Origin of the sequence: Nonomuraea glycinis (assembly GCF_035920485.1) — a bacterium.
GTDB lineage: Bacteria > Actinomycetota > Actinomycetes > Streptosporangiales > Streptosporangiaceae > Nonomuraea > Nonomuraea glycinis.
Map to the genome: position 1 here is coordinate 7,258,399 of NZ_CP109166.1, position 25,988 is coordinate 7,284,386.

Below are 25,988 nucleotides of genomic sequence, written 5' to 3' on the forward strand. Positions count from 1 at the left end.
ACGAGTGAGACTGAACGACGGAATCGCGCTGCGGATCCACCATGCGCGGCTCATCGACGGGGTCAGCGCGGAGGTCGTGGACGATGCCGTCCTGGAGGCCGGCGCCGATGGCCGGATCACCTACGCGGGTCCGGCGGCGCTGGCGCCCGAGGCTCAAGACGGTGTCAGGACGATCGACGGCCAGGGTGGAACGCTCCTTCCCGGGCTCTTCGACTGCCATACCCACCTGGGCGTGGCCTCCGACCGGTCGCTCGTGGAGGCCGCCCTGCTGACCGACCCCGTCATGGGCGTCCTGCAGACGGCCGAACGGCTGAGCCGGACGCTCGAGGCCGGGATCACGTCGGCTCGTGACCTGGGCGGGCTGCCCGCCGGGTTCCGCGACGCCGTCGCGGCGGGACTCGTCACCGGCCCCCGCCTGCAGACGTCGGTCGGCGTGATCAGCCACACCGGCGGGCACGCCGACGGCACCCTGCCCAGCGGGAAAGACCTCGGGCTCGACTACTGTGAGCTCGCCGATGACGTGGTGGGCGTGCGGACGGCCGCGCGGCGGATGCTGCGCGCCGGCGCCGACCTCATCAAGATCTGTACGAGCGGCGGGATCAGCAGCGCCCACGACGATCCCGACGACCAGGACCTGCTCGACGAGGAGATCGCGGCGGTCGTGGACGAGGCGCGCCGCCACCGGGAACGCCCGGTCGCCGCGCACGCGCAGGGCCGGGCCGGCGTCCTGGCCGCGATCCGGGGCGGCGTCCGCTCGGTCGAACACGGCTTCGGCATCGATGACGAGGGCTGTGACCTCCTCGGTGAGAAGGGGGCCTTCCTCGTACCGACCCTGTCGGCCGTCTTCCAGCCGCTGGACCCGCGCACGACCACACCGTGGCGCTACCAGAAGAAGCTGCGCTGGAACGAGCGGGCCAAGGAGAACATCGCCGCGGCCATCGCCAGGAAGGTGAACATCGCGGTGGGCACGGATGCCGGCATCACCCCACACGGGCAGAACCTCTTCGAGCTGTCGTGCCTGGTCGAGCTGGGTATGTCGCCGATGGACGCGATCCGCGCGGCGACGTCCGGCAGCGCCCGGCTGCTCGGGGTGGGGGACACGCTCGGGACGCTGCGACCCGGCTACGCGGCGGACGTCGTCCTGTGCACCGAAGATCCGCTACGGGACATCGCCGTCCTGGCGGCACCCCAGAACCTCGCGATGGTCGCGCAGCAGGGCGTCGTCCGCAAGCTCACGTTTCCTGACGCCTCGCCGGCGGCCGGCCGGAACCCCTGATCCCATCCCCCCGCGAAACACCAGAAAGAAGATTCCCATGGGAGACATCACCGCAGAGAAACCGACGACCGATCTGCACACCGGCTGGACCGGCCGGGTCGTCGGCTATGTCGCCATCCTCATCCTGGTGAACGTCATGGTCGACACCGTGCTCGCCTCCCCGACCTTCGTCCTCCCGCAGCTGAGCGCCGCCTTCGACACCACGCAGTTCGCCTGGATCGATTCCAGCGCGATGCTGGCCGGAGCCATGTGGGCGCCGCTGCTCGGCAAGAGCGCCGACATCTACGGCAAGCGCAGGGTGCTCGTCATCACGCTGCTGGTGGCCGGTCTCGGCGGGGTCGTGTGCCTGTACGCGCCCCACATCGGCGTCTTCGTCCTCGGGCGGGCCCTGCAGGGCGCCGCGGTGGCGGCCCTGTTCCTCACCGTCGCGATCATCCGCGACATCTGCGCGCCCAAGTTCGCCATGCTGGTGACCGGGATCGTCACCTCGGGCTCCGCCGTCTTCGGCATCGCCAGCGCCTTCATCCTGGAGCCCGCCACCGAGGCGTTCGGCTGGCGGTTCGTGTTCGTGGTCTCCGTGGCGTTCGCGGCGCTGGCCGCGTTCCTCGTCCGCCTGGTGATCCCGATCTCCCGGATCAGGACCCCGGGCAAGGTCGACGTCGCCGGGGCGCTCCTGCTCGGCGGCGGCCTCGCGGGCGTGCTCACGTACATCAGCCTGGGGCAGGAGTTCGGCTGGCTCGGCGTCGCTCCGCTCGTGCTGCTCATCGGTGGCGTGGTCGCCCTGCTGGTCTGGTACTTCGTGCTGAGCCGCATCCCGGAGCCCGTGATCGACATCCGGGGCGTCTCCCTGGTGCTCGGCCTCGGCCTGCTCGTGGTCGTGATGGGCACGGGCGCCTACCGGAGCATGCTCGCCCTGTTCAGCCTGCTGATCGCCGTCTCTCCCGAGGACGGCCTCGGCTACGGGATCGCCGGCCCGGGGGCGCTCGGCCTGATGTTCGGCGTCCCGTCGATCGGGATCATGCTCGGCGGCGTCATCGCGGGCGCGATCGCGACCAAGGTGGGCCCGGCCTGGCCGCTGGCCGCCGGTGTCGTGCTGGGAACGGCCGCCTCCCTGGTGATGTTCCTCGTCGGGGCGGGCAGCCTGCCGATCGCCGTGATCTGCTCGTTCACGTTCAGTCTCACGGCGGGATCGCTCGTCACCTCCGGGTTCAACCTCGCGTCCATCCTCGCGCCTCCCGAGCGGCAGGGCACCGTCTCCAGCATGGTGATGGTCATGGTCGCGGCCGGCTCGGTGACGATGAGCTTCATCGGCTCCGCCATCCTCGGGGCCACCGATGTCGTCGTCGGCGGAGAGACGGTGAACTCCTCGCTCGGCGTGCACGCCTACATCGCCGTCGCGGCCGGTGTGTTCGTTCTCGCCGCCATTCCCACGGTCTTCCTGGTACGCAGGATGCGCGGCCACGTCGTCACGGGCGTCCCCGTGAGTCATCTCTAGGAAGGCGGGAAGCATGACCTTCGCACCGACGAGCCCCTCGCAGGCGCGGCATCCGTACAGTCCGGTACGCGAGAGCGAGGGCCGGCTCGTCTACCTCTCGGGGCAGCTGGGCATCGCCGAGGGCGAGCTCGTAGAAGGCGGCATCGCGCACGAGACCCGGCAAGCCCTCGCGAACGTACGGAGCAAGCTGGCCTCGGCGGGCCTGGAACTCCGCCACCTCGTGAAGATCACCGTCTACCTGGTGTCGATGGACGACCGCAACGCCATGGACGCGATCTACCAGGAGACGCTGCCCGAGCCGCTGCCGGCCCGCACCTGCGTCGCCGTCGCGGAGCTGCCGTACGGCGCCCGGGTCGAGTTCGACGCCATCGCCGCACGCGAGGGAGTCTGACATGGGCGCCCCAGCGGTGACCATCGACGATGTCGTCGCGGCACGGGCCCGGATCGCCGGGGACGTCGTACGCACGCCGCTGCTGCCCGCCTCCTGGGCGCCGGGAGATCTCTGGCTGAAGGCGGAGAACCTCCAGCCGATCGGGGCCTTCAAGCTGCGCGGGGCCCTGAACGCGATCGGGCGGCTGCACCCGGACGACCGCGCCCGGGGCGTGGTCACGCACTCCAGCGGCAACCACGGCCAGGCGATCGCCTGGGCGGCGCGCGCGGTGGGCGTCCCCGCCGTGGTCGTCATGCCGGACGGGGCAATGGCGGTCAAGGTGGAGGCGATCAGGCGATTGGGCGCCGAGATCGTCATGGCCCCCGGCGAGCGAAGAGAGATCGAGGCCGAGGCCGTGCGGGCCGGACGCGGGATGACGCTGATCCCGCCGTTCGACCACGCCGACGTCATCGCCGGGCAGGGGACGCTCGCTCTCGAAGCGCTCGACGACCTGGACGACATCGACACGGTGCTGGTGCCGATCGGCGGCGGCGGGCTCATCTCGGGCGTGGGGGTCGCGGTCACGTCGCTGTCCCCGCGAACCCGCGTGGTCGGCGTCGAACCGGAGCTGGCCGCCGACGCGCGCGACTCGCTCGCGAGCGGACGCCGGGTCGAGTGGGACGCGCGCTCGACCTACAGCACGATCGCCGACGGCACGCGCACGCCGGTCGTGGGCGAGATCACCTTCCCGCTCATCCAGGCGACGGTCGACGAGATCGTCACGGTGAGCGAGGACGAGATCCTCGCCGCGGTGGCCGTGCTGGCGCGTCGCGCCCACCTCGTCGCCGAACCCAGCGGCGCCCTCAGCGTCGCCGCGCACCTCGCCGCTCCGGGCCGGTACGGGCGGGCGGTCGCCGTCCTGTCGGGCGGCAACATCGACCCATCCGTCCTGGCCCGCGCGCTCGCCCTTCCCTCATGAAAGGTCACACACCATGACATATGCGGAAGCCGTCGCCGACGGCATCTGGACAGCGGGCGTCGCACGCGTCGGGTACATCCCCTCCGTGACCGTGGCGCCGATCATCAACGCGCTGGTCGCCGCCGACGGCGGGGCGAACGGCGTCTCGCCGCGGGTCACGCCGCTCTCGCGGGAAGAGGAGGCCGTCGGCGTCATGGGGGCGGTCGCGTTCACCGGCAGGCTCGGCGCCGTCGTCATGCAGGACAACGGCTTCGGCAACGCGCTCACCGCGCTCACCACGTTCACGCTCTCCTACCATCTGCCGTTGCTCGTCTTCGCGAACACCCGCGGCAGCCTCGGCGAGTACAACTCGATGATCCACTCCATTAGCCAGCCGGTGCCGGCCCTCCTGCGCGCGGTCGGACTCCCGGTCATCGAACTGGACCGCAGGAGCGGCGCCGAGGACTGGCGCGACACCGTGCGGGAGGCCGGCGTGCACGCCGTCATGACGTACCGGCCCGTGGTGGTCCTCGGGTCCTTCTGGCACACCGACGGGAAGGTCGCCTGATGAAGCGGATCGAAGCGCTCGCGGTGCTCGCGGACCTGACGAGCCGGCACCCCGTGGTGGTGACCTGCGCGGCGACGAGCCGTGAGCTGGCGTCCGTGAAGGACGCCGACAACCACCTCTACCTCCTCGACGCGATGGGCCTCGCGGGATCGGTCGCGACCGGGCTGGCGCTCAGCGTGGACCCCGCCGCGCCGAAGGTCGTCGGCATCGAGGGGGACGGCTCGCTGTTCATGAACCCGAACGTCCTGCCCACGGGCGGCTACCTCGCCCCGGACAACCTGCTCCTCGTGCTGCTCGACAACGGGGTGTACGGGTCGACCGGGGCGCTGCCGACCTACTCGTCGCGGGTCGGCCTCGACCGGCTGGCGGCCGCCGCGGGATGGACCACCCGGGTCACGGACTCCGCCGACGGGCTGCGGGCCGCCTTCGGCGACCTGCTCACCGTCACAGGACCGGCGTTCCTGTACGCCCGCATCGAGGAGGGCAACGCCCAGGGCATCGAGAAACTGCTGATCGACCCGGTCACGATCACCGGCCGGTTCACCCGCTGGCTCCGTGAGGCGCATGCCGGCACCGGGGGCACCGGGGGCACCGGGGGCACCGGGGGCACCACGTGAGCGGCGTGAGCGGCATCGTCACCGTCAACCCCGCGACGGGCGACGAGCTGGACTTCTACCCGTACACGACTCCCCAGGACCTCGACCGGGTGCTGGACCGCGCCGCGGCCTCGCGCTGGGGGCGGTCAGGCGTGGCGGACCGCGTCGCCGCCATCGGCCGGCTCGGCGACATCCTGGCGGAGCGGCGAGAGCCGCTCGCCGCGCTCGTCACGCTCGAGATGGGCAAGCCGATCCGGCAGGCGCGCGCCGAGATCGACAAGTGCGTCACCGCCTGCCGCCACTACGCCGGGGAGCTTCCCGAGATCCTGCGGCCGGAGACCGTCGACCTCGACGGCGACGCCGGGATCGTCCGGGTCGTGCCGATCGGGGTGGTGTTCGCGATCCTCCCGTGGAACTACCCGTGGTGGCAGGTGATCCGGGCGATGCTGCCCGCGATCGCGGCCGGCGACACCGTCGTGCTCAAGCACGCGGAGTCCGTCACCGGCAGTGCCCTGGCGGTCGAGGAGGTGTTCCGGGACGCGTTCGGCGCGGGCGTCCTGCAGACGATCGTCGTCGACGCGGCGACGGCGGGGGACGTCATCGAGGACAAGCGTGTCGCCGCCGTCACCTTCACCGGCAGTGACCGGGTGGGCGCGCTCGTCGCCGCGCGGGCCGGCGCCGCGCTCAAGAAGTGCGTGCTGGAGCTCGGCGGATCCGACCCGTTCATCGTCCTCGCCGACGCCGACATCCCGGCCGCGGCCGCCGCCGCGGTGCGCTCCCGATTCCTCAACAACGGGCAGAGCTGCATCGCGGCGAAGCGGATCCTCGTCCACCGCGACGTACGGGATGCGTTCGTGGACGCGCTGGTGCCGCGGGTTCGCGAGCTGAGCGTCGGCGACCCGGCGGACGAGACGACCGACGTCGGCCCGCTCGCCCGCCACGACCTGCGCGACTCCCTTCGCGACCAGCGCGCCCAGGCCCTGGCGGCCGGCGGCCGGGTGATCGCGCGGGTGGACGCGCCCGAGTCCGCGCCGGGGGCGTGGTTCTCGCCGTCGATCGTCGAAGTGGACGGGCCCGACTCGGTCCTGCTCACCGACGAGACGTTCGGGCCGCTCGGCGCGCTCACGACCGGCGCGGACGACGACGAGCTCATCGCCCTCGCGAACGCCTCCCGCTACGGGCTGAGCAGCAGCCTGTGGAGCACGGACGGTGAGCACGCCGCCTCCGTGAGCGCCGGGATCCAGGCCGGAGCCGTCTTCATCAACACCATCTCCGCGACCGATCCGCGCCTGCCCACCGGCGGCATCAAAGCCAGCGGCCACGGCCGCGAACTCGGCCGGTGGGGGGTGCACGAACTGGCCAACGTCCAGGCGCTGCGCGTCCACCCGGCGTGACGACCTGGCCGCGCCTGGACGGCGCTGCTCTAGAATCTCATTCTGTGACGTCAGCGTTCTTCACGCGCGGCGCGGCAGGGTTCGTCCCCGCCCCGCACGCCCGCAGTCCCTGGGCCCCCGGCATGCTCCACGGCCGCCTGATCGGCGGGCTCGCCGCCCGCGCCGTCGAGGAGGAGTACGGCGACCCGGAGATGCACTTCGCCAGGCTCACCGTCGACCTGTTCCGCAACAGCCCGATGCTGCCGATCACCGTCGAGGTGGCCCTGGTCAGGGACGGGCGCCGGATCCGGGTGGCCGACGCCGTGCTCAGCACCGAGCGGGGCGTGATCGGCCGGGCGAGCGTCGTCCTGCTGAGGAAGGGCGAGCAGCCCGCCGGCGACCGGCCGGTCACCCCGGCGTGGGACGAGAGCCCGCCCGACGGGCCGCCGCCTGAGCACACGGGCGGCTGGGTCCCGCCGTTCGACCTGTGGTCGCTGCCGGGGTGGAACGGGCCGGGACGCAGGCGGATCTGGATGCGTGAGACCTGCCCGCTCGTCGAGGAAGAGAGGCTCTCCCCGTTCGTGCGGGCGGCGCTGGCCGCCGACTTCGCCAGCCCTCTCAGCGGCATGGACAGCGGCGGCCTGCAGTTCATCAACGCCGACTACACGCTCAACCTGGCGCGCCTGCCGGAGGGCGAGGTGATCGGCATGGACGCCACCGGTCACCTCAGCACCGAGGGGGTCGCGGCCGGGCAGTGCACCGTGCACGACGCGGCCGGACCGATCGGCTACTGCCTGGTGTCCGCCATCGCCAACCTGCACAGGACTTAAGCGGAAAGCTGATCCGCCGCCCTGCGCAGGCTTGCGGGAACCTGATCCCGCAGCGTCGGCCGGCCCGGACGTTCGACGTCCGGGCCGGATGCTCGGCGGCTAGGCCGGGTGCTCGGCGCGGTCGCCCGACCAGTCGGTGTGGAAGGAGCCCTCCTTGTCCACCCGGTGGTAGGTGTGCGCGCCGAAGTAGTCGCGCAGCCCCTGCACCAGAGAGGCGGGCAGCCGGTCACGCCGCAGCCCGTCGTAGTAGGCCAGCGCCGAGGAGAAGCCGGGCGTCGGCACCCCGATCCGCACCGCCGTGGTCACCACCCGGCGCCAGGACTCCTGCGCCAGGTTGACCGCGGCCGCGAACGTCGGGTCCGCCAGCAGCGTCGGCAGGTTCGGGTCGGCGTCGTAGGCGGCGCGGATCCGGTCCAGGAACTTGGCCCTGATGATGCAGCCGCCACGCCAGATGGTGGCCATCGCGCCCAGGTCCACGTCCCAGCCGTACTCCTTGGACGCGGCCGCCATCTGGTCGAAGCCCTGCGCGTAGGCGACGATCTTGGATGCGTACAGCGCCTGCCGTACGTCCTCGACCAGCTCCTTGGCACCGTCCCCGGACACCTCGGGACCCTCCAGCGACCTGGCGGCCCGCCGCTGCTCCGGGTGACCGGACAGCGCCCTGGCGAACACCGCCTCGGCGATCCCCGTCACCGGCACGCCCAGCTCCAGCGCGCTCTGCACGGTCCACCGGCCGGTGCCCTTCTGCTCGGCCTGGTCCACCACCACGTCCACGAACGGCTTGCCGGTCTCGGCGTCGACCTGCTCCAGCACCTCGGCGGTGATCTCGATCAGGTAGGAGCCGAGCTCGCCCTCGTTCCACTGCCTGAACACCTCCGCCAGCTCGGCGGGGGTGACGCCGAGCGCCTGGCGCAGCAGGTCGTACGACTCCGCGATGAGCTGCATGTCGGAATACTCGATACCGTTGTGCACCATCTTCACGAAGTGCCCGGCGCCGTCCGGGCCCACGTGCACCGCACAGGGCACGCCGTCCACCTTGGCCGAGATGTCCTGGAGGATCGGGCCGAGCGCCTCCCAGGACTCCTTCGAACCGCCCGGCATGATGCTCGGGCCGAGCAGCGCGCCCTCCTCGCCGCCGGAGATGCCGCTGCCGACGAAGTGGATGCCCTGCTCGCGCAGCGCGGCCTCGCGCCGGCGGGTGTCGGCGAAGTGCGCGTTGCCGCCGTCGACGATCATGTCGCCCGGCTCCATGAGCGCCGCGAGCTGGTCGATCACCGCGTCCGTGCCGGCGCCCGCCTTCACCATGATGATCGCCCGCCGGGGCCGCTTCAGCGAGGCGACGAAGTCCGCCAGCTCCCGCGCGGGCACGAACGTCCCCTCGCCGCCGAACTCCCGCACGAGCTCTTGGGTACGGCCTTCCGACCGGTTGTGCAGGGCCACCGTGTAGCCATGCCTGGCCAGGTTGCGAGCCAGGTTGCGGCCCATCACGGCCAGGCCGGTGACGCCGATATCTGCCAAGTCCATGTCAGCTCCTCTGTGAGGGATACGCATGATCCAGCCGGACGGTTCGGCCGGATATTCCCATCAGTCGCTCTGCCGGACCCCCAGCTCATCGAGCCGGTCCAGCATGTCGGCGGGGTCGGCGTAGACCCTGAACGCGCCCGCCCGTTCGAGCTCGTCCCGGCCGTAGCCGCCCGACAGCAGCCCGATCCCGAGCGCGCCCGCCCTCCGTGCGGCGAGCAGATCCCAGATGCTGTCACCCACCACCATGGCATGCGCCGGGTTCACCCGCAGCAGGGCGGCGCCGGCCAGGAACAGGTCCGGGTCGGGCTTGGCCCGGCGCACCATGTCCCGGGTCACCATCGGCGCGTCCTCGGGCAGCCCCAGCAGGCCCAGCGCGAGCCTGGCCGTACGCGCGTAACCGCTGGTCGCGATCGCCCAGGGCACGCCGCGCGAGGTCAGCTCCGTCAGCAGCTCGACCGCGCCGGGCAGCGGCCGGACGGAGCCCGCCTGCTGCTCGTAAGCCGTGGCGTGCGTCGACTGCAACGCGTCGATCTGCTCCTGCGTCAGCCTCAGCCCGGTCTCCCGCAGCAGCGCGTTCACGAACAGCCCGCCGCTCATGCCGATGCGCCGGTGGATCCGCCACACCGACAGGTCGATGCCCAGCCCCGACAGCGCCTGCCGCCAGGCGATCACATGCTGGTAGACACTGTCGATCAAGGTGCCGTCCAGGTCGAAGAGAAACGCCGGAGTGGGTGCCTCAGGGAAGTCGTCCATATCTCCATGACACCATGGCGACCATGAGGATCATCATCGCGGGCGGGCATGGCAAGATCGCGTTGCGGCTGGCGAAGCTGCTCGGCGCGGGCGCGGCGGGCCTGGTGCGCAACCCGGCGCACCTCGCCGACGTCGAGGCGACCGGGGCCGAGGCCGTGCTCTGCGACCTGGAGAAGTCGAGCGTGGCGGAGGTCGCCGAGATCCTGCGCGACGCCGACGCGGTGGTCTTCGCGGCGGGCGCCGGGCCGGGCAGCGGCGTCGCGCGCAAGGACACCGTCGACCGGGCGGCCTCCGTCCTGCTGGCCGACGCCGCCGAGCGGGCGGGCGTGCGGACCTTCGTGCAGATCTCCAGCATGGGCGCGGGCAAGCCGCCCGCCCCCGGGAGCGACGAGGTGTGGGCCACCTACATCAGGGCCAAGACCGAGGCCGAGGAGGACCTGCGCAGCCGGGACCTGGACTGGACGATCCTGCGGCCGGGCCGGCTCACCGACGAGCCGGGAATCGGCCTGGTGCGGCTGGCCCCCGAGGTGCCCCCGGGCTCGGTGCCGCGCGACGACGTCGCCGCCGTCATCGCCGCGCTGCTGCGCACCCCGTACGCCGGCCGCCGCACCCTGGAGCTCGTCACCGGCGACATCCCCATCGGCGAGGCCGTCGCGACGCGGTGACGTGCCTCAGTCGTCGAGGTAGCGCAGGATGGCCAGCACGCGGCGGCTGTAGCCGGGATCGCGCGGCAGCTCCAGCTTGTCCATGAGCGAGTGGATGTGCTTTTCGACCGTGCTCAGCGACACGTGCAGGCGTTCGGCGATCGCCGTGTTGATGCAGCCCTGGGCGAGATGCCGCAGCACCTCTGTCTCGCGCGCGCTCAGCCTGCTCAGCGGATCGGCGTGCACGGTACGGGTGAGCAGTTGGCGGACCACCTCGGGATCGAAGGCCGTGCCGCCCGCACGGATCCGCTCCAGCGCGTCGAGGAAGTCGGCCACCTCCGTGACGCGGTCCTTGAGCAGGTAGCCCAGGCCCCTGGCATCGCCGGCGAGGAGCCTGGCGGCGTAGGTCTTCTCCACGTACTGGGACAGGACGAGCACGCCGACGCCAGGGTGACGCTCGCGGATCTCCAGAGCCGCGCGCAGTCCCTCGTCGGTGTGCGCCGGTGGCATGCGTACGTCGATCACCGCGACGTCGGGCGGATGCTCGGCGACGGCTTCCAGCAGCGCCTGCCCGTCGCCGACGGCGGCCGCGATCTCATGCCCGGCGTCGGCGAGCAGCCGCGTCAGCCCTTCGCGGAGCAGCACCGAATCGTCGGCCAGGATCAGGCGCACGGGACCTCCTTGGGCAGCGTGGCCGCGATCCTGGTGGGCCCGCCTGGCGGGCTGTCGACGGTGAACGCCCCGTCCAGCGCCCGCACGCGCCTGGCGAGCCCGGACAGCCCTCCGCCGGAGGGGTCGGCGCCACCCGCGCCGTCATCGGAGACCGCCGCGCGCACGGTCCGCTCATCCTCATCCACCACGACCAGGATGTCACGTGCGCCCGCATGCTTGATCGCGTTGCTGATCGCCTCGCGGACGACGAAGTACAGGGCGGTCTCGATCTCGGACACGGGCCGTTCGGCCAGCCCATAACGTACGCTCACCGGCACCCCGGACCGCTCGGCGATGCCCGCGAGCGCGGCACGCAGCCCCAGCTCGTCGAGCGCGGTCGGGTAGATCCGCCAGGCCACGCTGCGCAGCTCGTCCATGAGCCGGCGTGACTCGGTGTAGGCCTGGGCGACCAGCTCACCGGCCTTGGCCGGGTCGGCAGCGTGCTGAGCGCGGCCGAGCAGCATGGCCAGCGCGATCCCCCGCTGCTGGACACCGTCGTGCAGGTCGCGCTCGATCCTGCGCCGCTCGTCGTCCACGGCGCGGACGATGTCGGACCTGGTGGCGGTCAGCACGGCGATGCGCCGGCGCATCCGCTCCTGGCCGCTCGGCCCGAGGAGCCGGTCGGCGAGCCGGCGCTCCGCGGCACCGGCGGCAAGCGCTCCGGCCAGGGTCAGCACGAGCAGGAACCCGCCTGTCAGCAGCCCCATGACGCCGATGTTGCTGATCACCTTCACCCCGGGGAAGTCGAACGGTACGGACTCGCTCGCGCCGGTGAGGAGCTCCCACGACCCGCCGAACAGGAGCAGGCCGCTCAGCAACAGTCCGGCGGTCACGCCGTACCCGGTCACGAGTCCTGCGGCGGCGCGCACGACGAGAAAGCCGTAGCCGCCGCCGGCCTCAGCCGTCGGATGCCCCAGCCACGTGGCGAGGCGTGCCCGTTCGAGTGCCAGCAGCTTGTCCGCGATCCGGTCGCAGGTGGGCCGCGTCGCCGGGATCAGCCGGGCCGGCCCGGCCACGCAGAGGAACACCAGCTCCACCACGCCAAGGACCGCTCCGGCCAACATTCCCACCAAGGTGCGCGCACCACGACGACCTGACACGGCCTGCAGTCTAGGCAGCACACCACCTGCGCGTTCATAGCGGTTTCCCGTAACGAACGCGGAGGATTCTCGCAATGGTGCGGGGGAGAGGGCCTCAGTAGCTTCGGCGGGTGCTCAAAACCGCCTTTGCTGCCATCTGTCTCGCCCTGGCCCTCACCCTTCCAGCGTCGGTCCCCGCGTCGGTCGCCGCGCCGGTTCCCACGTCGGTCCCCGCGTCGGTCGACGCCTACGTCGAGGCGTACCGCGCGGCTACGGGCCTGCCTGGCGTCACGGTGGCGATCACGCAACAGGGCAGAGTCATCCACACCGCCGGATACGGCACGACCGCCACCGGCGAGCCCGTCACCGCCGACACCCCCATGGCGGTGGCCTCGGTCAGCAAGTCCTTCACCGCCCTGGCCGTCATGCAGCTGGCCGAGAAGGGCAAGGTCGCCCTCGATCAGCCGGTGCGCGGCTACCTGCCCGAGCTCACGATGGCCGACCCCCGGGCCGCGCAGATCACCGTACGGCAGTTGCTGAACCAGACCTCCGGCATGGCCGACTCGGCCTTCCGGGAGAAGAGCCTGCCGCAACCGGAAACGCTCCAAGGCGCCGTGGCCCGGCTCAGCACGGCCAGGCTCGCCGCGGATCCCGGGACCGCCTTCAGCTACCACAACACCAACTACCAGGTCGCCGCCCGGCTCGTCGAAGTGGTCAGCGGTCAGCCGTTCGCGGCCTACCTCGCCGCGCACGTCTTCGAGCCGCTCGGCATGCGCCACAGCACGACGATCGACACCGACCGCGACCTCCCCGACAGCGCCCGCGGCCACCTGTACGTACTCGGCCAGGCCGTCGCCCTGCCGGAGCCGACCGGGTTCGGCAACGGCTCCGGTGGGGTCCTCAGCACCGCCAACGACATGGCTCGATGGCTGATCAAGCAGAACACCGGCCTCCAGGGCCTGCTGTCCCCGCACGGCGTCGAGGAGATGCGCACCGCCTCCCGGCCGAACCAGGACTACGCCCTCGGCTGGATGATCGACAAGACCGAACGCGGCACCCCGGTGCTGGAGCACGGGGGAGACCTGTTCACCTCCACCGCCCACCAACTGCTGATGCCCGGCTCGGGACACGGCATCGCCGTCATGGCCAACACCGGCATGGCCTTCTCCGACGCGCACACTCTCATGACAGGCCTGGTCGCCATCGTCGAGGGCGGCACCCTGCAGCCGCCCTCAGGGCAGCGAACGCTCCCCACCGACGTGCTCTTCGCCCTGCTGACCCTGGTGACCATCGGGCTCGCGGTACGCGGCACGGCACGTGCCCGGCGATGGGCCGCGCGCCGCACGGGATGGCAGCTCTGGCGGCTGGCGCCGTACCTGCTGCCGATCGGGTTGTGCACGACGATCGCCCCGATCCATCGCATCCTGGCCCGCGGCCGCGACGCCGGCTGGGTCCAGCTGGCCTACCTCTACCCGACGTTCATGCTCTGGCTGGTGACGGCCGCGGCCGCGGGCCTCACGGTGGTCGCCGCGCGCCTCTGGGGCGCAGCGCGGCTGCGACGGCGATGAAGCCGAGGCGCGACTCTCCGCATCCAAGACGTCGAAGCCTTTACCGTCGCATGGCCATACGTGGGGGTGTGCCCGGCAACAGGTCCCTGAAGGCTTGCGAAAGGGGACAAAGGTGTCGAGCATGCCATTCGGGTCGTTCTTCGGCAGGGACCCGTTCAGAGGATTCGAAGAGCTGACCGGCCGGGTGTTCGGCGACGTGGACGCCTGGCCGCCGGCCAGGCCCAGCGTGCAGCGGGTCGACGTCGGCAAGCTGCTGAGCGCCACGGCCAGGGACGTGCTGTCCAGCGCGCTGGAGCACGCCGGGCGGCGCGGCGCCGAGGACCTGGACGTGCTCGACGTCCTGAGCGCGCTGACCGAGGCGGAGCCCACCCGAGAGCTGCTGCGCAAGGCGGGCGCGGACATCGGCCGGCTACGCGACCAGATCGGCGCGCTCGCCGGGCAGGGCCAGGCCGCAGAGCCACCGGCCACGCTCTCCCCGGCGGCCAAACGGGCCATCCTGGACGCCCAGCGCGTCGCCAGGGCCCTGGGGTCCTCCTACATCGGCCCCGAGCACCTGCTGCTCGCCGTGGCCGCCAACCCCGAGTCCAGCGTCGGGCGCATGCTGGCGGAGCAGGGCGTCTCCGCCAACGAGGTGCAGCAGGCCATGCTTGCCGAGCCACCCGGCACCGCACAGCGGGCGCCGGGGGAAGAGCGGGCCGGCGGTGACACGCCCGCGCTCGACCAGTACGGCAGAGACCTGACCGAGGAGGCCAGGCAGGGGCGGCTCGATCCGGTCGTCGGCCGCGAGGAGGAGATCGAGCAGTCCATCGAGGTGCTGTCGCGCCGGACCAAGAACAACCCGGTGCTCATCGGCGAGCCCGGCGTCGGCAAGACCGCCATCGTCGAGGGCATCGCCCAGCGCATCGTGAACGGCAGCGTCCCCGACACGCTCAAGGACCGGCGGGTGATCGCCCTCGACCTCACCGGGATGGTGGCGGGCACGAAGTACCGGGGCGAGTTCGAGGAGCGCATCAAGCAGGTCATCGACGAGGTGCGGGCGCACGCCGACGAGACCATCGTGTTCATCGACGAGGTGCACACCCTGGTGGGCGCCGGCTCCGCCGAAGGCGGCATGGACGCCGCCAACATCCTCAAGCCCGCCCTGGCCCGGGGCGAGCTGCACGTCATCGCCGCCACCACCATCGACGAGTACCGCAAGAACATCGAGAAGGACGCCGCCCTGGAGCGCCGCCTCCAGCCGATTCTGGTCGCCGAGCCGACCGTCGAGGAGACGATCGAGATCCTGGCCGGCCTGCGGGACGCCTACGAGGCCCACCACCAGGTGCGCATCACCGACGAGGCGCTCGACGCCGCCGCCACGCTGTCCGCCCGCTACATCGCCGACCGGTTCCTGCCGGACAAGGCCATCGACCTGATCGACCAGGCCTCCGCCCGGGTACGGCTGCGCTCCCGGACCCCCGCCGGCGACGTGCGCGAGCTGGAGGAGCGCCTGGAGTCGCTGCGCCGCGACAAGGACCAGGCGATCTCCTCCGACGACTTCGACCGGGCCAAGGAGATCACCGCCATGATCGACAAGGTCCGGCCGGAGCTCGACCGGGCCAGGCAGGGCCACCACGAGGTGCCGCAGGTGATGGTGGAGGACATCGCGCACGTCGTCTCCCGCCGTACCGGCATCCCCGTCACCCAGCTCACCCAGCGGGAGCGTGAACGGCTGATGCGGCTGGAGCAGCTCCTGCACGAGCGGGTCATCGGCCAGGACGAGGCGGTCGTCGCCATCGCCGAGGCGGTACGCAGGGCCCGCGCCGGCCTGGGGGACCCGAACCGGCCGATCGGCAGCTTCCTGTTCCTCGGCCCCACCGGGGTCGGCAAGACGGAGCTCGCCAGGGCGCTCGCCGCCGCGCTGTTCGGCGGGGAGGACCACATGGTCCGGATCGACATGAGCGAGTTCCAGGAGCGGCACACCGTCTCCCGGCTCATCGGCGCGCCTCCCGGCTACGTCGGCTACGAGGAGGCCGGGCAGCTCACCGAGGCCGTCCGCCGCCGCCCGCACGGCGTGATCCTGCTCGACGAGGTCGAGAAGGCGCACCCGGACGTGACGAACATCCTGCTGCAGATGCTCGACGCCGGCCGCCTCACCGACGGTCAGGGCCGCACCGTCGACTTCAGCAACGCGATCATCATCATGACCAGCAACATCGGCGCCCAGCTGATCCTGGACGCACCCGGCGACGTGCCACGCGAGCAGCTCATGGACCTGCTGCGCCATTCGATGCGCCCCGAGCTGCTCAACCGCATCGACGAGACCATCGTGTTCAAGCGCCTGGAGCGGGAGCAACTCCGGCAGATCGTCGACCTGCTGCTGGAGAAGACCCGGCAGCGGCTGCGCGGGCAGGACGTGACACTGGAGGTGAGCGACGCAGCCAAGGACTGGCTGGTGGCACGCGGCCACCAGCCGGAGTTCGGCGCCCGGCCGCTGCGCCGCACCATCCAGCGCGAGCTGGACAACCGGCTGTCGACGATGGTGCTGACCGGGGAAGTGACCGAGGGCGGCCGGGTGACGGTGGACGTCGAAGGCGACGAGCTCAGCCTGCGCGCCCACCATCCCCAGCCGGTCGGCTAGCGATCAGGCGGTGGCCGTACGGGCGCGTTCCCGGCATTCCTCCAGGGTGAGCCGGGCCAGCGCGTCGCGGACGGCGGGGACGCAGACCGGAGCCATGGACAGGCTGGTGACACCGAGCCCGGCCAGCACCGGCGCGAGCACCGGATCACCGGCCGCCTCGCCGCACACGCCGACCGGCTTGCCCGCCGCGCGACCCGCCTGCGCGCAGGCGCCGACCAGCCGCAGCAGGGCGGGCTGCGCCGGGTCGAGCAGATCGGCCAGGCCGGGATGCTGGCGGTCCGCCGCGAAGGTGTACTGGCTGAGGTCGTTGGTGCCGATGCTGAGGAAGTCGACCTCCGCCAGCAGCCGGTCCGCCTGGAGCGCGGCGGCGGGGACCTCCACCATCACGCCCACCCGGCCGATGCCCCGGGCGCGGGCGCGGCGGGCGAAGTCGGCGGCCTCGGCGCGGGTGGTGACCATCGGCGCCATCACCCACGCGTCCGCGCCGGTCGCGCGGGCCGCCTCGGCGATGGCGTCGAGCTGGGTGTCCAGCACCTCCGGCAGGAGGCGGTCCACCCGCAGGCCGCGGATGCCGAGCGCCGGATTGTGCTCAGGCGGGAGGCCGAGGAACGGCAGCGGCTTGTCGGTGCCCGCGTCCAGGGTGCGCACGACGACCTGCTCGGCCTGCCTGAACACCTCGGCGTAGGCGGCCACCTGCTCCTCGAACGACGGCGCCTGCTTGCGGTCCAGGAAGAGGAACTCCGTCCGGAACAGGCCGACGCCCTCCGCGCCCGGCCGCAGGTCGGCGGCCGAGCCGATGTTGAGCAGCAGCTTGACCGGGTGGCCGTCGGCGGTCCTGCCCGGCCCGCTGGTCGCGGCCAGCCTCGCCCGCTCCCTGCTCTCCTCCTCCAGGATGCGCGCGGCCTCCGCCACGGTGACGCCGACGGCGATCTCGCCGCTGACACCGTTCACGGAGATGTACGTACCGTCCGGCAGTTCGGTGATGCCCGCGCACGCGACCACCGCGGGCAGCCCGCGGCCGCGCGCCAGGATCGCGGTGTGGCTGGTCGGGCCGCCCTTCTCCGTCACCAGCGCCAGCACGTCGGCGCCCAGGCCCGCCGTGTCGGCGGGGGAGAGGTCCTCGGCGACCAGCACGTACGGGTGCCCCGGCGACGGCAGGCCGGGCATCGGCACGCCCAGCGCGTCGGCCACCGCCCGGTGCTTGAGGTCGTCCAGGTCGGCGGCCCGCTCACCCAGATAGCCGCCGAGCGCCGCCAGCGCCTCCCGATGCCGGTTGAACGCCGCGTCCAGCGCGTGCGCGGCGTCGAGCCCGTCCCGCACGCCCTGCTCGGCCTCCTCCCGCAGCATCGGGTCGTCGGCCATCATGGCGAGCGCGTCCAAAATCTCGGCCGCGTCGTCCCCACCGGAGCCGCCGGTCTTCCCGGGGCCGTCAGCACCGGAGCCGCCGGTGCCGCCGCCGGAGGTGCGGTCCCGCGCGGCGGCGGAGCGGTGCCGCAGGTCGGCGGCCACCGCCTCCAGAGCCTTGCCCACCACCGCGATCTCCGCCCCGGCGTCGGCCACGGGCCGCGCCGCGGGCAGCACCGGCGGCCCGGCCATCCGCATCACCGGCCCGGCCGCCCGCCCCGGACTGACGCCCAGCCCGGTGAAACCGCCCGGCGCCGGGCTGACGCCCACGCCAGTGGAACCGCCCGGCGCCGGGCCGGCGCCCGGGGTGGCGGAGCCGGCGGCGGGCGGCTCGGGAGCGCCGGCCGCCGGGACCACCTCGTCAGGCATCGAGGGCCTCTTCCGCGTCCAGGTCGCGGGAGAGCAGCCCGGCCAGGGCGTCGAGCGCCTCCTCCGCGTCCGGCGCGTCGGACTCCAGGGTCACCTCGGTGCCGTGCACCGCGCCCAGCGACAGCACGCCGAGCATGCTGTTGGCCGGAACCGCCTTGCCGTCACCCACCCGGATCCGTACGGGCACCCCCAGCCGCGCGGCCTCCTGGACGAAGAGCTTGGCAGGGCGGGCGTGCAGCCCACTGGCCGACGCGACGGCCACCGTCCTTGCTGGCATCGGAACCTCCTCAGGGTTCGATCGTGACCTTGATGGCCGCGCCCCGGCTGACGAGATCGATCCCGTCGAGCACCTGGGACAGCGGGAGCCGGTGCGTGATCAGGTCGGCCACCGGCACGGCGCCCTCCGCGATCAGGCGGAGCGCCTCGGCGTTGTGCGCGGGGCTGGAGCCGTTCGCGCCGACGATGGTCAGCTCCCGGTAGTGCACCAGGTTGGAGTCCAGCCTGATGAACGGGTCGTCCTTGGGCAGCCCGCCGAAGAAGCTGATGCGGGCCTGCCTGGCGGCCATCAGCACCGCCTGCTCCTGCGCCGCGCCGGCCGCCGCCGCGGTGATGACCACGTCGGCGCCGCGCCCGCCGGTCAGCTTGAGCACCGTCTCGACCGGGTCGGTGTCGATGGCGGCGTCCGGATGCACCAGGTCGGCCGCCATCGCCAGCCGTTCGGCGTTCACGTCCACCAGGAACACGCGGGCCGCGCCGCGCGCCCGCGCCAGCCGGACGTGCAGGCAGCCGATCGGGCCGGCGCCCATCACCACCACGTCGTCGCCCTTGCCCACCCGGGCCAGGGCCTGCCCGTTGAGCACGCAGGCGAGCGGCTCGGCCACGGACGCCTCGGCGAAGCTCACCCCGCCCGGGATCGTGTTGACCCCGTTCACGGCGAGCACCTTGGCCGGGACGATCATGTACTCGGCGAAGCCGCCGTCGTAGTGATAGCCCATCGACTCCTGGTTCGGGCAGACGGTCAGGCGTCCCCTGGCGCACTCCGCGCACGTCCCGCACGGGATCGCGGCGATCACCTGCACCCGTTCGCCGGTGCCGACCACCTCGCCGGCGATCTCGTGCCCCATCACCCGGGGCGGCCGGATGTGGTGGTGCCCGAACTTGAAGATCTTCGCGTCGGTCCCGCAGGTCGAGCAGTTACGCACCCGGATCTTCAGCTCGCCCGGACCCGCCTCGGGCTCCGGAGCGTCCTCCACCCGGATATCGCCCGGCGCGTGGAATCTGGCGACCTTCACGACGTCAACTCCTTTGTCACCTGATGGACCTCGGTGGCCTCACGCAGCGTCCTGGCCCGGTCGGGGTCGAGCAGGATCTCCGCCAGCGCGGCCAGCAGCGGCACGTGCCCGTCGTTCTTGGCCGCGATGCCGACGCAGACCGTGACCTGATCGCCGTCCCAGTCCACCCCGTCGGGGAAGCGCACCACGCAGATCGCGTCCCGCTTGACGTCCTCCTTGGAGGCGGCGGTGCCGTGCGGAATGGCCACCCCCTCGCCGACATAGGTGGAGATGGACCGCTCGCGTTCGAGCATGGCCTCGATGTACGGCTCCGCGACGGCGCCCACGTCGACCAGGGCGCGCCCGCACCGGCGGATGGCCTCCTCCCGGCTGCCCGCGCTCTCGTGCAGCAGCACGCCGCGTGGGTCGAGCAGGTCGTCACGCATCTACGGTGCCGCCGTTCTTGATCGTGGCGATCAGCTTGGTCACGGCCGGGTCGCCGAGGAAGATCTGGAACGGCACCAGCACCTTGCCGGGAGCGGAGACCCTGGCCCTGGCGGCGAGGCCGGTGTGGCACAGCACCACGTCGGCGTCGGCCGGGATGTCGTTGACCGGGGTGTGCTCCACGGTGACGCCGGTGGACTTGAGCTGCTTGCGGAGCTGGGTGGCGAGCATCACGCTGCTGCCCATACCCGCGTCGCAGGCCACGATGATCTTGTGGATGTCCTTGCTGTCGATGCTCGGCATGACTCACGCCTCCTTGGCGATGGTTCGGGGGTGCGGTTGCGGCGTCTGCTCCGGCTTGTGCGCCTCGGCGCGCTCCGCCTCCTGAGCCTCGGCGCGGGCGGGCTCGGCCTGCTCGCTCGGCTGGGCCTGCGCGGCGTCCTCGGCCGGCTCCGGCGCGGTGCCGGACGCCGGGCCGTCGGCCGGGACCTCCTTCTCGCCCCTGCCGAAGCCCATGAGGACCGCCGCGACGACGAAGGTCACGGCCGTGGCGATGAGAATGCCGGCGATCATGCCCAGCCAGCCGCCACGCGGCGTCACCGCGATGTAGGCGAAGATGCTGCCCGGCGACGGCGTCGCCACCAGGCCCGCACCGGTGATCATGAAGGTCGCCACGCCGGAGGCGCCGCCCGCGATCATGGCAAGGATGAGGCGCGGCTTCATCAGCACATACGGGAAGTACATCTCGTGGATGCCGCCGAAGAAGTGGATGATCATCGCGGCGGGGGTGCTGGGCCGCAGCGCCCGCGGGCCGAAGAACAGGAAGGCCAGCAGCAGGCCGAGGCCGGGGCCGGGGTTCGACTCCAGCATGAACATGATCGACTTGCCGGTCTGCGCCGCCTCGGTGACGCCGATCGGGCCGAACACGCCGTGGTTGATGGCGTTGTTCAGGAACAGCACCTTGGCGGGCTCGATCAGTATGGAGACGAAGGGGAGCAGGCCGTTGTCGATCAGCCAGCCGACCGCACCGCTGGCCGCCGTGGTGATGCCCTGGACGATCGGGCCGATGGCGAACATGCCCGCGATGGCCATGACGCCGCCGACGATGCCGGCGGTGAAGTTGTCCACCAGCATCTCGAACCCGGACTTGGTCCGCTCCTCAGTGAACTTGTCCACATATTTCATGACCAGGGCGGCCAGCGGGCCGATGATCATGGCGCCGAGGAACATCGGAATGTCGGCGCCCACCACGACGCCCATGACGGCGACGGCGCCGACCACGGCGCCCCGCTGCCCGTGCACCATCCGGCCGCCGGTGTAGGCGATGAGGATGGGCAGCAGCATCGTGATGATCGGGCCCACCATCGCGGCCAGCGTGGCGTTCGGCAGCCAGCCGGTGGGGATGAACAGCGCGGTGATCAGGCCCCAGGCGATGAACGCGCCGATGTTCGGCATGATCATGCCCGCTAGGTGACCGCCGATCCGCTGGATCGTGGCCTTGATGCCGGTCCCTTGGACCTTGGGAGTGTAGGTGTCGGCCATTGGACATGCTCCTTCAGGGGGGTGAGCAGGCGCTCCTGTGATCAGCGGGACGCCGGTGGAGGATGGTGACCCGGCTCGCCCAGGCCCGCCCCCGCCGGGCCAAGGTGATCCGGGCCGGTGAGGCTTCGGCCGGCGGGGTTCGGGTCGGCGGCTTCGGACCAGACGGCGGAGGTGAGCAGCCGGGCCGGGTCGGGTCTGCCGGTGCGTACGCCGTCGCGCCTGATGTCGCCCGGCCCCGGCATCCGGCTGCCGGGCAGGCGGACCGCCGCCGCGCCCCAGGCGAGGGCCTCGACCAGGGCCGCCTCGCCGCGCGCACCCCCGGCGAGGAACCCGGCCAGCATGGCGTCCCCCGCGCCGACCGAGCTGCGCGGCTCGGTCACCGTGGCCTCGCCGTACCAGATGCCCTGCTCCTCGACCAGGACGGCGCCGTCGGCGCCGAGGCTGGCCAGCACGGTGCGCGCGCCGGCGGCGCGGAGCCGGACCGCGGCCTCCACCACGTCGCCGACGCACAGGATCGGCCGGCCGGTGACCCCCGCGAGCTCCTCCAGGTTGGGTTTGACCAGGGCGGGGCCCGCGTCGAGCGCGCTGGCCAGCGCCGGGCCGCTGGTGTCGACCGCGACGTGGATGCCCGCGCCGGCGAACCTCCGGCAGAGCCTGGCGTAGACGTCGGCGGGGACCTCGGGGGGCAGGCTGCCCGAGGCCACCACCCAGTCGGCCTCGTGCGCCTCGGCCAGCACGGTGTCGGCGATGGTGTCGAGCTCGGCGGGGGACAGCGCGGTGCCCGGCTCGTTGATCTTGGTGACGGTTCCGTCCGGCTCCGCCAGGGTGACGTTGGACCTGGTCCGCCCCGCCACTGGGACGGTCACCATGTCCAGGCCCTGCTGCCAGAGCAGGTGCACCAGCTGCCTGCCCTCGTCGCCGCCGAACGGCACGACCGCCCGTGAGGCGACCGAGTTGGCCAGCAGCGCCCGCGAGACGTTGACGCCCTTGCCGCCGGGATCCAGCCGGGCGGTCGCGGCACGGATGACGGCACCCCTGGTCAGCGAGGCGATCTCGATCGTACGGTCCAGGCTCGGATTGAGCGTCAGCGTGAGGATCACGACCGCCACCCTTCGGTACGGCCGCCGTACGCAATCGTCGTCGAGAGGGGCCATGCCCGTACTGCTTCCGGGCCGTCGTGCGAGGTCGTCAAGGGGGTCATGCCCGTACCACCTCCGGGCCGGCCGCCGACAGGTCGGCGGCGAGGGTGAGGTCCAGGCCGGTGTCGGTGATCACGAGGTCGATCTCGCTCAGCGACGCGAACTGGGCCAGGTAGGTGTTGGTGAATTTGGTGTGATCGGCGAGCAGCACGCTGCGCTGGGCGGCACGCACCATCGCCCGCTTGATCGCCGCCTCGGCGGGGTCGGGCGTGGTCAGCCCCTTCTCCGCCGAGCAGCCGTTGGTCGCGATGAACGCCACGTCCACGTGGAGCTGCGCCAGTGGTTGCAACGCCCAGTCGTCCACCGTCGCCAGCGTCCTGCCCCGGACCCGGCCGCCCAGCATGATGACGTTGAGGTTGGCGCGCGCGGCCAGCACGGTGGCCAGCGGCGGCGAGTTCACCACCACGGTGAGCTCGCGGTCGGCCGGCAGCACCCCCACCAGGCGGCCCGTGGTCGTGCCCGCGTCGATGATCACGGACCCGTCCTCGGGCAGCTCGGCGAGCGCCGCCTTGGCGATGCGCTCCTTCTCGGCGGTCAGCACCTCGTCGCGGGTGGCCAGCGCGGGCTCGAACCCGAGCCGCTCCACGGGGATGGCGCCGCCGTGCACCCTGCGCAGCACTCCCGCCCGCTCCAGCGCGGTGAGATCACGGCGGATGGTCTCGGTGGTCACGTCGAGCTCGGCCGCCAGCGACACCACGTCCACGCGGCCCGCTGCACGCGCTCTGCGGAGGATCTCCTGCTGCCGTTCCTCGGCGTACATGATGTTGATTCACCGCCGTTTCCGTTTGGTTTCCTCTGTGTTTAGTACTGTTTCTGTGGTTCGTCAAGAGTCTGATAGGTATGTCCGATGCGAATGAAGCCGTGGGCCGCCGTGGCGGCAGCCGTACCCCTCGCAACGGGCTGCATCGCGGGCCTCACAGCGGTTCCCGCGTCCGCGACGACCAGCGCGCCCGCGTCCAGCGCGCTCGCGCCGGGCGTGTCCTCCGCCAGTGCGTCTCGTACGGCCAAGCCGCCCCAGGTGCCACCCGGCACCACGGCCTCGTGGCTCGTCTACGACCGCAGGGCCGGCAAACTCGTGGCGACCCGGCACGCGCACCGCAAGTTCCGCTCCGCCTCGGTGATCAAGATCCTGATCGCGATCGACTTCCTGGACAAACGCGCCTCGCTCTCGGCCGCCGACGCCCGGCTGCTCAGGGTCATGCTCCGGGAGAGCGACGACGCCGCCGCGACGGCGTTCTGGAACCGGGGCGGCAAGGGCGCGATCATCACCAGGATGGCGCGCAAGCTACGCCTGTCCGACACCGCGCCGCCGCCCGCCACCCACCCGGGGTTCTGGGGCTACGCGTCACTGAGCGCCCACGACATCGTCCGCACCTACCGCTACCTGCTGGACACCGCGCAGCCGCGCGTCCGCGACACCATCCTCGGCCACCTGCGCAAGGCCACCCCGTGCGGCAGCGACGGCTTCGACCAGACCTTCGGCATCCCCCAGGGAGTGCCCGGCCCGCGTGCGGTCAAGCAGGGCTGGTCCGGGTTCGGCACCGTGCCCCCGGTCAAGTGCGACGCCCGCGCCTCGGGCGCGTCGATCTCCACGGTCGCGCTGCGATCCGCCGGCACGGGAGTCCCCGACCTCGGACGGCCCGTCCTCTATACGACCGGGCTGGTGGGCAAGGACGAGCGGTACGTCATGGCGCTGCTCACCACGCACCCCGCGGGCAGCACCTGGAGCAGCTCAGTACGCCGGATCACCACCCTGGCCAAGGGCCTCTACCGCAGCGTCACCTGACCCACCACGCGCCCGGCAGCTCGGCCTTCACCACTCCAGGCGCGGGGAGTGTGGGGTCAGCAGGGCGGTCTTCGGGGTGGTGGACCAGAGGGTCTTCAGGTCGTCGGCGAGTGCGGACATGAGCGCGCGGACGTCGTCGGCCGCCGTGGCGTGCAGCGCCTCGGCGACGATCAGGACCGAGCTCGTCGTGTCGCGCACGGCCGACAGGCCGCTCTGCCGGTTGGACCAGCGCCGGGCGTGCGCTCGCCCGGCGCCGTCGGCGAAGACCACCTCGTGGGCCTCCGGGTGCTCGATCTCGCCGCCGAAGGTGAGATAGTCCTCCTCGCCTGAGGCGCGCCGGACTTCCAGGAACCCGGTGACCTGGGACAGGTCGAACACGGCCACCGGGATCGCGAACGCGAGCGAGATCGCGTTGCAGACATCGATCAGCGGATGGATCCGGGGCAGCGTCCCGTCTTTCTTGAAGCGCCGGAGCAGCGACTCGGCAGCGCATCGGTATTGGGTGGGTTTGAGGCCCATCGCGGAGAAGGTCCGCCGCCAGGCCCGGATCTCCGGCAGCTCGGACTCCGGCCCGCCGGTCAGCCGGGACCTCGCGGTCGCGTGGTAACCGGCGATGGCGGGGTCCACGTCACCGGTGATGCCGTCGGCCAGGAGCGCGCCGGCCGCCAGGTCGGGGAAGTCCCGCCAGATGTCGCTGGAATGCTGGAAGTACATGTGGTCACTCCTGGCCGTCCGCTCCGATGCGTGCTCACCCTAGCGGGATCCGGCCAGGTAGGCGGCGTAAACCTTCTTCGGCACCACCATCCGCCAGGCCTCCACGACCAGCTCGCGCATCTCCTCCGGGTCCAGCACGGCCATCCGCGCCATCACCCAGTTGAAGCGCATGTCGGACTCCGGCGGGAGCAGGAACGTCTCGGGCTCGGCGGCGACCAGGGCGGCCCGTTCCTCCTTCGGGAAGGCGAAGCCCATCAGCGTCTCGTCGCGGGAGAACGCCAGGTAGACGATGGCGCCCACGCGGAACTTGACCCGGTCGCGGATCAGATGCTCCGACGAACGCGGAAAGGTCGCCGCGAGCCGCCGTACGTCCTCGACTGTGACCACGAGGCCACCCTAACGGGTGGCCTCCGCGGCGGAGATGTCGGCGAGCGCGGAGTCCGGCTCCCGCTCCATGACCAGGTCGCCCAAACTGACGATGCCCACCGGGCGGCCGTCCTCCACGACGGGGAGACGGCGCACATGGTGGCTGCGCATCAGCTTGACGGCCTGGTCGACGCTGGTGTCGGGGCCGATGGCCTCGACGCTGGTCGAGCACGCCTCCCGTACCGGCGTGTCGGGGCCCTTGTCGTCGGCGACGCACCGCACCGCGATGTCGCGGTCGGTCACGATGCCCCGCATGCGGCCGTTCTCGTTGACGATGATCGCGCCGGTGTCGTTGTCGCGCATGAGCGCGGCGGCTACCTTCACCGGCTGGTCGCACTCGACGGCCGCGGGGTGGGTGGTCATCACATCTGCCACGGTCCTGGCCATGAGGACTCCGTTCGTCGCTGGCGCTGGAGCCCACCTGCTACCCGATATGCCGATAACTCACCTGTCTCTTATAATGAGACA

The 25,988-nt window shown here is 72.0% G+C and carries 27 protein-coding genes; 12 read left to right on the forward strand and 15 right to left on the reverse strand.

Translation table 11 applies throughout. The annotated features are described in order from the left end of the window. Positions 1-4: 4 nt before the first annotated feature. Genes OHA68_RS33980 through OHA68_RS34015 form a run of 8 tightly spaced genes read left to right on the forward strand, consistent with a single transcriptional unit; the run spans position 5 to position 7,466 of the window. Positions 5-1,276 carry a metal-dependent hydrolase family protein gene (locus OHA68_RS33980; RefSeq protein ID WP_327103896.1) on the forward strand — a complete coding sequence of 424 codons (1,272 nt, stop codon included), beginning with the start codon at positions 5-7 and terminating at the stop codon, positions 1,274-1,276. Positions 1,277-1,313: 37 nt separating this feature from the next. Then, complete coding sequence (locus OHA68_RS33985) at positions 1,314-2,771, forward strand: MFS transporter (protein ID WP_327103897.1); 1,458 nt, start codon at positions 1,314-1,316, stop codon at positions 2,769-2,771. A 13-nt stretch (positions 2,772-2,784) separates the two neighbouring features. Beyond that, positions 2,785-3,162: a RidA family protein gene (locus OHA68_RS33990; RefSeq protein WP_327103898.1), complete on the forward strand. Its 378-nt coding sequence runs from the start codon at positions 2,785-2,787 to the stop codon at positions 3,160-3,162. A gap of 1 nt (position 3,163) precedes the next feature. Continuing rightward, the gene (locus tag OHA68_RS33995; RefSeq protein WP_327103899.1) at positions 3,164-4,120 is read left to right on the forward strand and encodes a threonine ammonia-lyase; all 957 of its coding nucleotides are present in this window, start codon (positions 3,164-3,166) and stop codon (positions 4,118-4,120) included. A 13-nt stretch (positions 4,121-4,133) separates the two neighbouring features. Beyond that, positions 4,134-4,667, forward strand: coding sequence for a thiamine pyrophosphate-binding protein (locus OHA68_RS34000; RefSeq protein WP_327103900.1), 534 nt, complete (start codon positions 4,134-4,136; stop codon positions 4,665-4,667). Then, entirely contained in the window at positions 4,667-5,284 is a 618-nt protein-coding gene (locus OHA68_RS34005) for a thiamine pyrophosphate-dependent enzyme (RefSeq protein WP_327103901.1), read from the forward strand. Before OHA68_RS34000 ends, OHA68_RS34005 begins: the two co-directional genes overlap by 1 nt. Next, on the forward strand, positions 5,281-6,657 hold the full coding sequence (locus OHA68_RS34010) for an aldehyde dehydrogenase family protein (protein ID WP_327103902.1): 1,377 nt from the start codon (positions 5,281-5,283) through the stop codon (positions 6,655-6,657). The genes OHA68_RS34005 and OHA68_RS34010 overlap by 4 nt, the downstream gene beginning before the upstream one ends. Before the next feature lie 44 nt (positions 6,658-6,701). Beyond that, entirely contained in the window at positions 6,702-7,466 is a 765-nt protein-coding gene (locus OHA68_RS34015; RefSeq protein ID WP_327103903.1) for a thioesterase family protein, read from the forward strand. A gap of 99 nt (positions 7,467-7,565) precedes the next feature. Here OHA68_RS34015 and gndA read toward each other — a convergent pair whose 3' ends face one another. Together gndA and OHA68_RS34025 are read right to left on the reverse strand one after the other, a co-directional pair. Next, positions 7,566-8,990 (reverse strand): NADP-dependent phosphogluconate dehydrogenase, encoded by a 1,425-nt coding sequence (gene gndA, locus OHA68_RS34020; protein WP_189139204.1) that lies wholly within the window; start codon positions 8,988-8,990, stop codon positions 7,566-7,568. A 60-nt stretch (positions 8,991-9,050) separates the two neighbouring features. Next, positions 9,051-9,743 carry an HAD family hydrolase gene (locus OHA68_RS34025; protein ID WP_327103904.1) on the reverse strand — a complete coding sequence of 231 codons (693 nt, stop codon included), beginning with the start codon at positions 9,741-9,743 and terminating at the stop codon, positions 9,051-9,053. 23 nt (positions 9,744-9,766) lie between these two features. Between OHA68_RS34025 and OHA68_RS34030 the strand changes: the two genes are divergently transcribed. Beyond that, positions 9,767-10,408 (forward strand): SDR family oxidoreductase, encoded by a 642-nt coding sequence (locus OHA68_RS34030; RefSeq protein ID WP_327103905.1) that lies wholly within the window; start codon positions 9,767-9,769, stop codon positions 10,406-10,408. A 6-nt stretch (positions 10,409-10,414) separates the two neighbouring features. On the opposite strand, the gene OHA68_RS34035 is transcribed toward OHA68_RS34030, so the two are convergent. Then, positions 10,415-11,059 (reverse strand): response regulator transcription factor, encoded by a 645-nt coding sequence (locus OHA68_RS34035; RefSeq protein ID WP_327103906.1) that lies wholly within the window; start codon positions 11,057-11,059, stop codon positions 10,415-10,417. Then, positions 11,050-12,162, reverse strand: coding sequence for a sensor histidine kinase (locus tag OHA68_RS34040; protein WP_327103907.1), 1,113 nt, complete (start codon positions 12,160-12,162; stop codon positions 11,050-11,052). The genes OHA68_RS34035 and OHA68_RS34040 overlap by 10 nt, the downstream gene beginning before the upstream one ends. Positions 12,163-12,308: 146 nt before the next feature. Between OHA68_RS34040 and OHA68_RS34045 the strand changes: the two genes are divergently transcribed. Then, positions 12,309-13,745 (forward strand): serine hydrolase domain-containing protein, encoded by a 1,437-nt coding sequence (locus OHA68_RS34045; RefSeq protein ID WP_327103908.1) that lies wholly within the window; start codon positions 12,309-12,311, stop codon positions 13,743-13,745. 121 nt (positions 13,746-13,866) lie between these two features. Beyond that, positions 13,867-16,365 (forward strand): ATP-dependent Clp protease ATP-binding subunit, encoded by a 2,499-nt coding sequence (locus OHA68_RS34050; protein WP_407674376.1) that lies wholly within the window; start codon positions 13,867-13,869, stop codon positions 16,363-16,365. 3 nt (positions 16,366-16,368) lie between these two features. Here the strand turns inward: OHA68_RS34050 and ptsP are convergent, their stop codons facing one another. The 8 genes from ptsP to OHA68_RS34090 all read right to left on the reverse strand — a co-directional run bounded on the left by ptsP (position 16,369) and on the right by OHA68_RS34090 (position 23,354). After that, positions 16,369-18,138 (reverse strand): phosphoenolpyruvate--protein phosphotransferase, encoded by a 1,770-nt coding sequence (gene ptsP, locus OHA68_RS34055; protein ID WP_327103910.1) that lies wholly within the window; start codon positions 18,136-18,138, stop codon positions 16,369-16,371. After that, entirely contained in the window at positions 18,131-18,415 is a 285-nt protein-coding gene (locus OHA68_RS34060) for an HPr family phosphocarrier protein (protein WP_189139197.1), read from the reverse strand. The genes ptsP and OHA68_RS34060 overlap by 8 nt, the downstream gene beginning before the upstream one ends. 10 nt (positions 18,416-18,425) lie before the next feature. Continuing rightward, a complete protein-coding gene (locus OHA68_RS34065) occupies positions 18,426-19,430 on the reverse strand; it encodes a zinc-binding dehydrogenase (RefSeq protein WP_327103911.1) in 1,005 nt (334 codons plus the stop codon). Beyond that, complete coding sequence (locus OHA68_RS34070) at positions 19,427-19,855, reverse strand: PTS sugar transporter subunit IIA (protein ID WP_189139195.1); 429 nt, start codon at positions 19,853-19,855, stop codon at positions 19,427-19,429. The genes OHA68_RS34065 and OHA68_RS34070 overlap by 4 nt, the downstream gene beginning before the upstream one ends. Next, positions 19,848-20,156, reverse strand: coding sequence for a PTS lactose transporter subunit IIB (locus OHA68_RS34075; RefSeq protein ID WP_189139194.1), 309 nt, complete (start codon positions 20,154-20,156; stop codon positions 19,848-19,850). Before OHA68_RS34075 ends, OHA68_RS34070 begins: the two co-directional genes overlap by 8 nt. Positions 20,157-20,159: 3 nt before the next feature. Then, on the reverse strand, positions 20,160-21,395 hold the full coding sequence (gene mtlA, locus OHA68_RS34080) for a PTS mannitol transporter subunit IICB (protein WP_189139193.1): 1,236 nt from the start codon (positions 21,393-21,395) through the stop codon (positions 20,160-20,162). Between the two features lie 41 nt (positions 21,396-21,436). Then, positions 21,437-22,495: a 1-phosphofructokinase gene (pfkB, locus tag OHA68_RS34085; protein ID WP_327103912.1), complete on the reverse strand. Its 1,059-nt coding sequence runs from the start codon at positions 22,493-22,495 to the stop codon at positions 21,437-21,439. A 97-nt stretch (positions 22,496-22,592) separates the two neighbouring features. Further along, positions 22,593-23,354: a DeoR/GlpR family DNA-binding transcription regulator gene (locus OHA68_RS34090; protein ID WP_189139191.1), complete on the reverse strand. Its 762-nt coding sequence runs from the start codon at positions 23,352-23,354 to the stop codon at positions 22,593-22,595. Between the two features lie 87 nt (positions 23,355-23,441). Between OHA68_RS34090 and OHA68_RS34095 the strand changes: the two genes are divergently transcribed. Next, positions 23,442-24,380: a hypothetical protein gene (locus OHA68_RS34095; RefSeq protein WP_327103913.1), complete on the forward strand. Its 939-nt coding sequence runs from the start codon at positions 23,442-23,444 to the stop codon at positions 24,378-24,380. Positions 24,381-24,407: 27 nt separating this feature from the next. On the opposite strand, the gene OHA68_RS34100 is transcribed toward OHA68_RS34095, so the two are convergent. The 3 genes from OHA68_RS34100 to OHA68_RS34110 are packed head-to-tail and all read right to left on the reverse strand — an operon-like array spanning position 24,408 to position 25,907. Further along, complete coding sequence (locus OHA68_RS34100) at positions 24,408-25,094, reverse strand: B3/B4 domain-containing protein (RefSeq protein WP_327103914.1); 687 nt, start codon at positions 25,092-25,094, stop codon at positions 24,408-24,410. A 39-nt stretch (positions 25,095-25,133) separates the two neighbouring features. Continuing rightward, a complete protein-coding gene (locus OHA68_RS34105) occupies positions 25,134-25,481 on the reverse strand; it encodes an MmcQ/YjbR family DNA-binding protein (protein ID WP_327103915.1) in 348 nt (115 codons plus the stop codon). Positions 25,482-25,490: 9 nt separating this feature from the next. Next, on the reverse strand, positions 25,491-25,907 hold the full coding sequence (locus tag OHA68_RS34110) for a CBS domain-containing protein (RefSeq protein ID WP_327103916.1): 417 nt from the start codon (positions 25,905-25,907) through the stop codon (positions 25,491-25,493). Positions 25,908-25,988: the final 81 nt, after the last annotated feature.

What these genes read in the sequence shown, in the direction of transcription:
- OHA68_RS33985 (WP_327103897.1), top strand. Translation starts at nt 1,314, where the DNA reads ATGGGAGACATCACCGCAGAGAAACCGACGACCGATCTGCACACCGGC.
- OHA68_RS33990 (WP_327103898.1), top strand. Translation starts at nt 2,785, where the DNA reads ATGACCTTCGCACCGACGAGCCCCTCGCAGGCGCGGCATCCGTACAGT.
- OHA68_RS33995 (WP_327103899.1), top strand. Translation starts at nt 3,164, where the DNA reads ATGGGCGCCCCAGCGGTGACCATCGACGATGTCGTCGCGGCACGGGCC.
- OHA68_RS34000 (WP_327103900.1), top strand. Translation starts at nt 4,134, where the DNA reads ATGACATATGCGGAAGCCGTCGCCGACGGCATCTGGACAGCGGGCGTC.
- OHA68_RS34005 (WP_327103901.1), top strand. Translation starts at nt 4,667, where the DNA reads ATGAAGCGGATCGAAGCGCTCGCGGTGCTCGCGGACCTGACGAGCCGG.
- gndA (WP_189139204.1), bottom strand. Translation starts at nt 8,990, where the DNA reads ATGGACTTGGCAGATATCGGCGTCACCGGCCTGGCCGTGATGGGCCGC.
- OHA68_RS34025 (WP_327103904.1), bottom strand. Translation starts at nt 9,743, where the DNA reads ATGGACGACTTCCCTGAGGCACCCACTCCGGCGTTTCTCTTCGACCTG.
- OHA68_RS34030 (WP_327103905.1), top strand. Translation starts at nt 9,767, where the DNA reads ATGAGGATCATCATCGCGGGCGGGCATGGCAAGATCGCGTTGCGGCTG.
- OHA68_RS34040 (WP_327103907.1), bottom strand. Translation starts at nt 12,162, where the DNA reads ATGTTGGCCGGAGCGGTCCTTGGCGTGGTGGAGCTGGTGTTCCTCTGC.
- OHA68_RS34050 (WP_407674376.1), top strand. Translation starts at nt 13,867, where the DNA reads ATGCCATTCGGGTCGTTCTTCGGCAGGGACCCGTTCAGAGGATTCGAA.
- ptsP (WP_327103910.1), bottom strand. Translation starts at nt 18,138, where the DNA reads ATGCCTGACGAGGTGGTCCCGGCGGCCGGCGCTCCCGAGCCGCCCGCC.
- OHA68_RS34060 (WP_189139197.1), bottom strand. Translation starts at nt 18,415, where the DNA reads ATGCCAGCAAGGACGGTGGCCGTCGCGTCGGCCAGTGGGCTGCACGCC.
- OHA68_RS34070 (WP_189139195.1), bottom strand. Translation starts at nt 19,855, where the DNA reads ATGCGTGACGACCTGCTCGACCCACGCGGCGTGCTGCTGCACGAGAGC.
- OHA68_RS34075 (WP_189139194.1), bottom strand. Translation starts at nt 20,156, where the DNA reads ATGCCGAGCATCGACAGCAAGGACATCCACAAGATCATCGTGGCCTGC.
- mtlA (WP_189139193.1), bottom strand. Translation starts at nt 21,395, where the DNA reads ATGGCCGACACCTACACTCCCAAGGTCCAAGGGACCGGCATCAAGGCC.
- OHA68_RS34090 (WP_189139191.1), bottom strand. Translation starts at nt 23,354, where the DNA reads ATGTACGCCGAGGAACGGCAGCAGGAGATCCTCCGCAGAGCGCGTGCA.
- OHA68_RS34095 (WP_327103913.1), top strand. Translation starts at nt 23,442, where the DNA reads ATGCGAATGAAGCCGTGGGCCGCCGTGGCGGCAGCCGTACCCCTCGCA.
- OHA68_RS34100 (WP_327103914.1), bottom strand. Translation starts at nt 25,094, where the DNA reads ATGTACTTCCAGCATTCCAGCGACATCTGGCGGGACTTCCCCGACCTG.
- OHA68_RS34110 (WP_327103916.1), bottom strand. Translation starts at nt 25,907, where the DNA reads ATGGCCAGGACCGTGGCAGATGTGATGACCACCCACCCCGCGGCCGTC.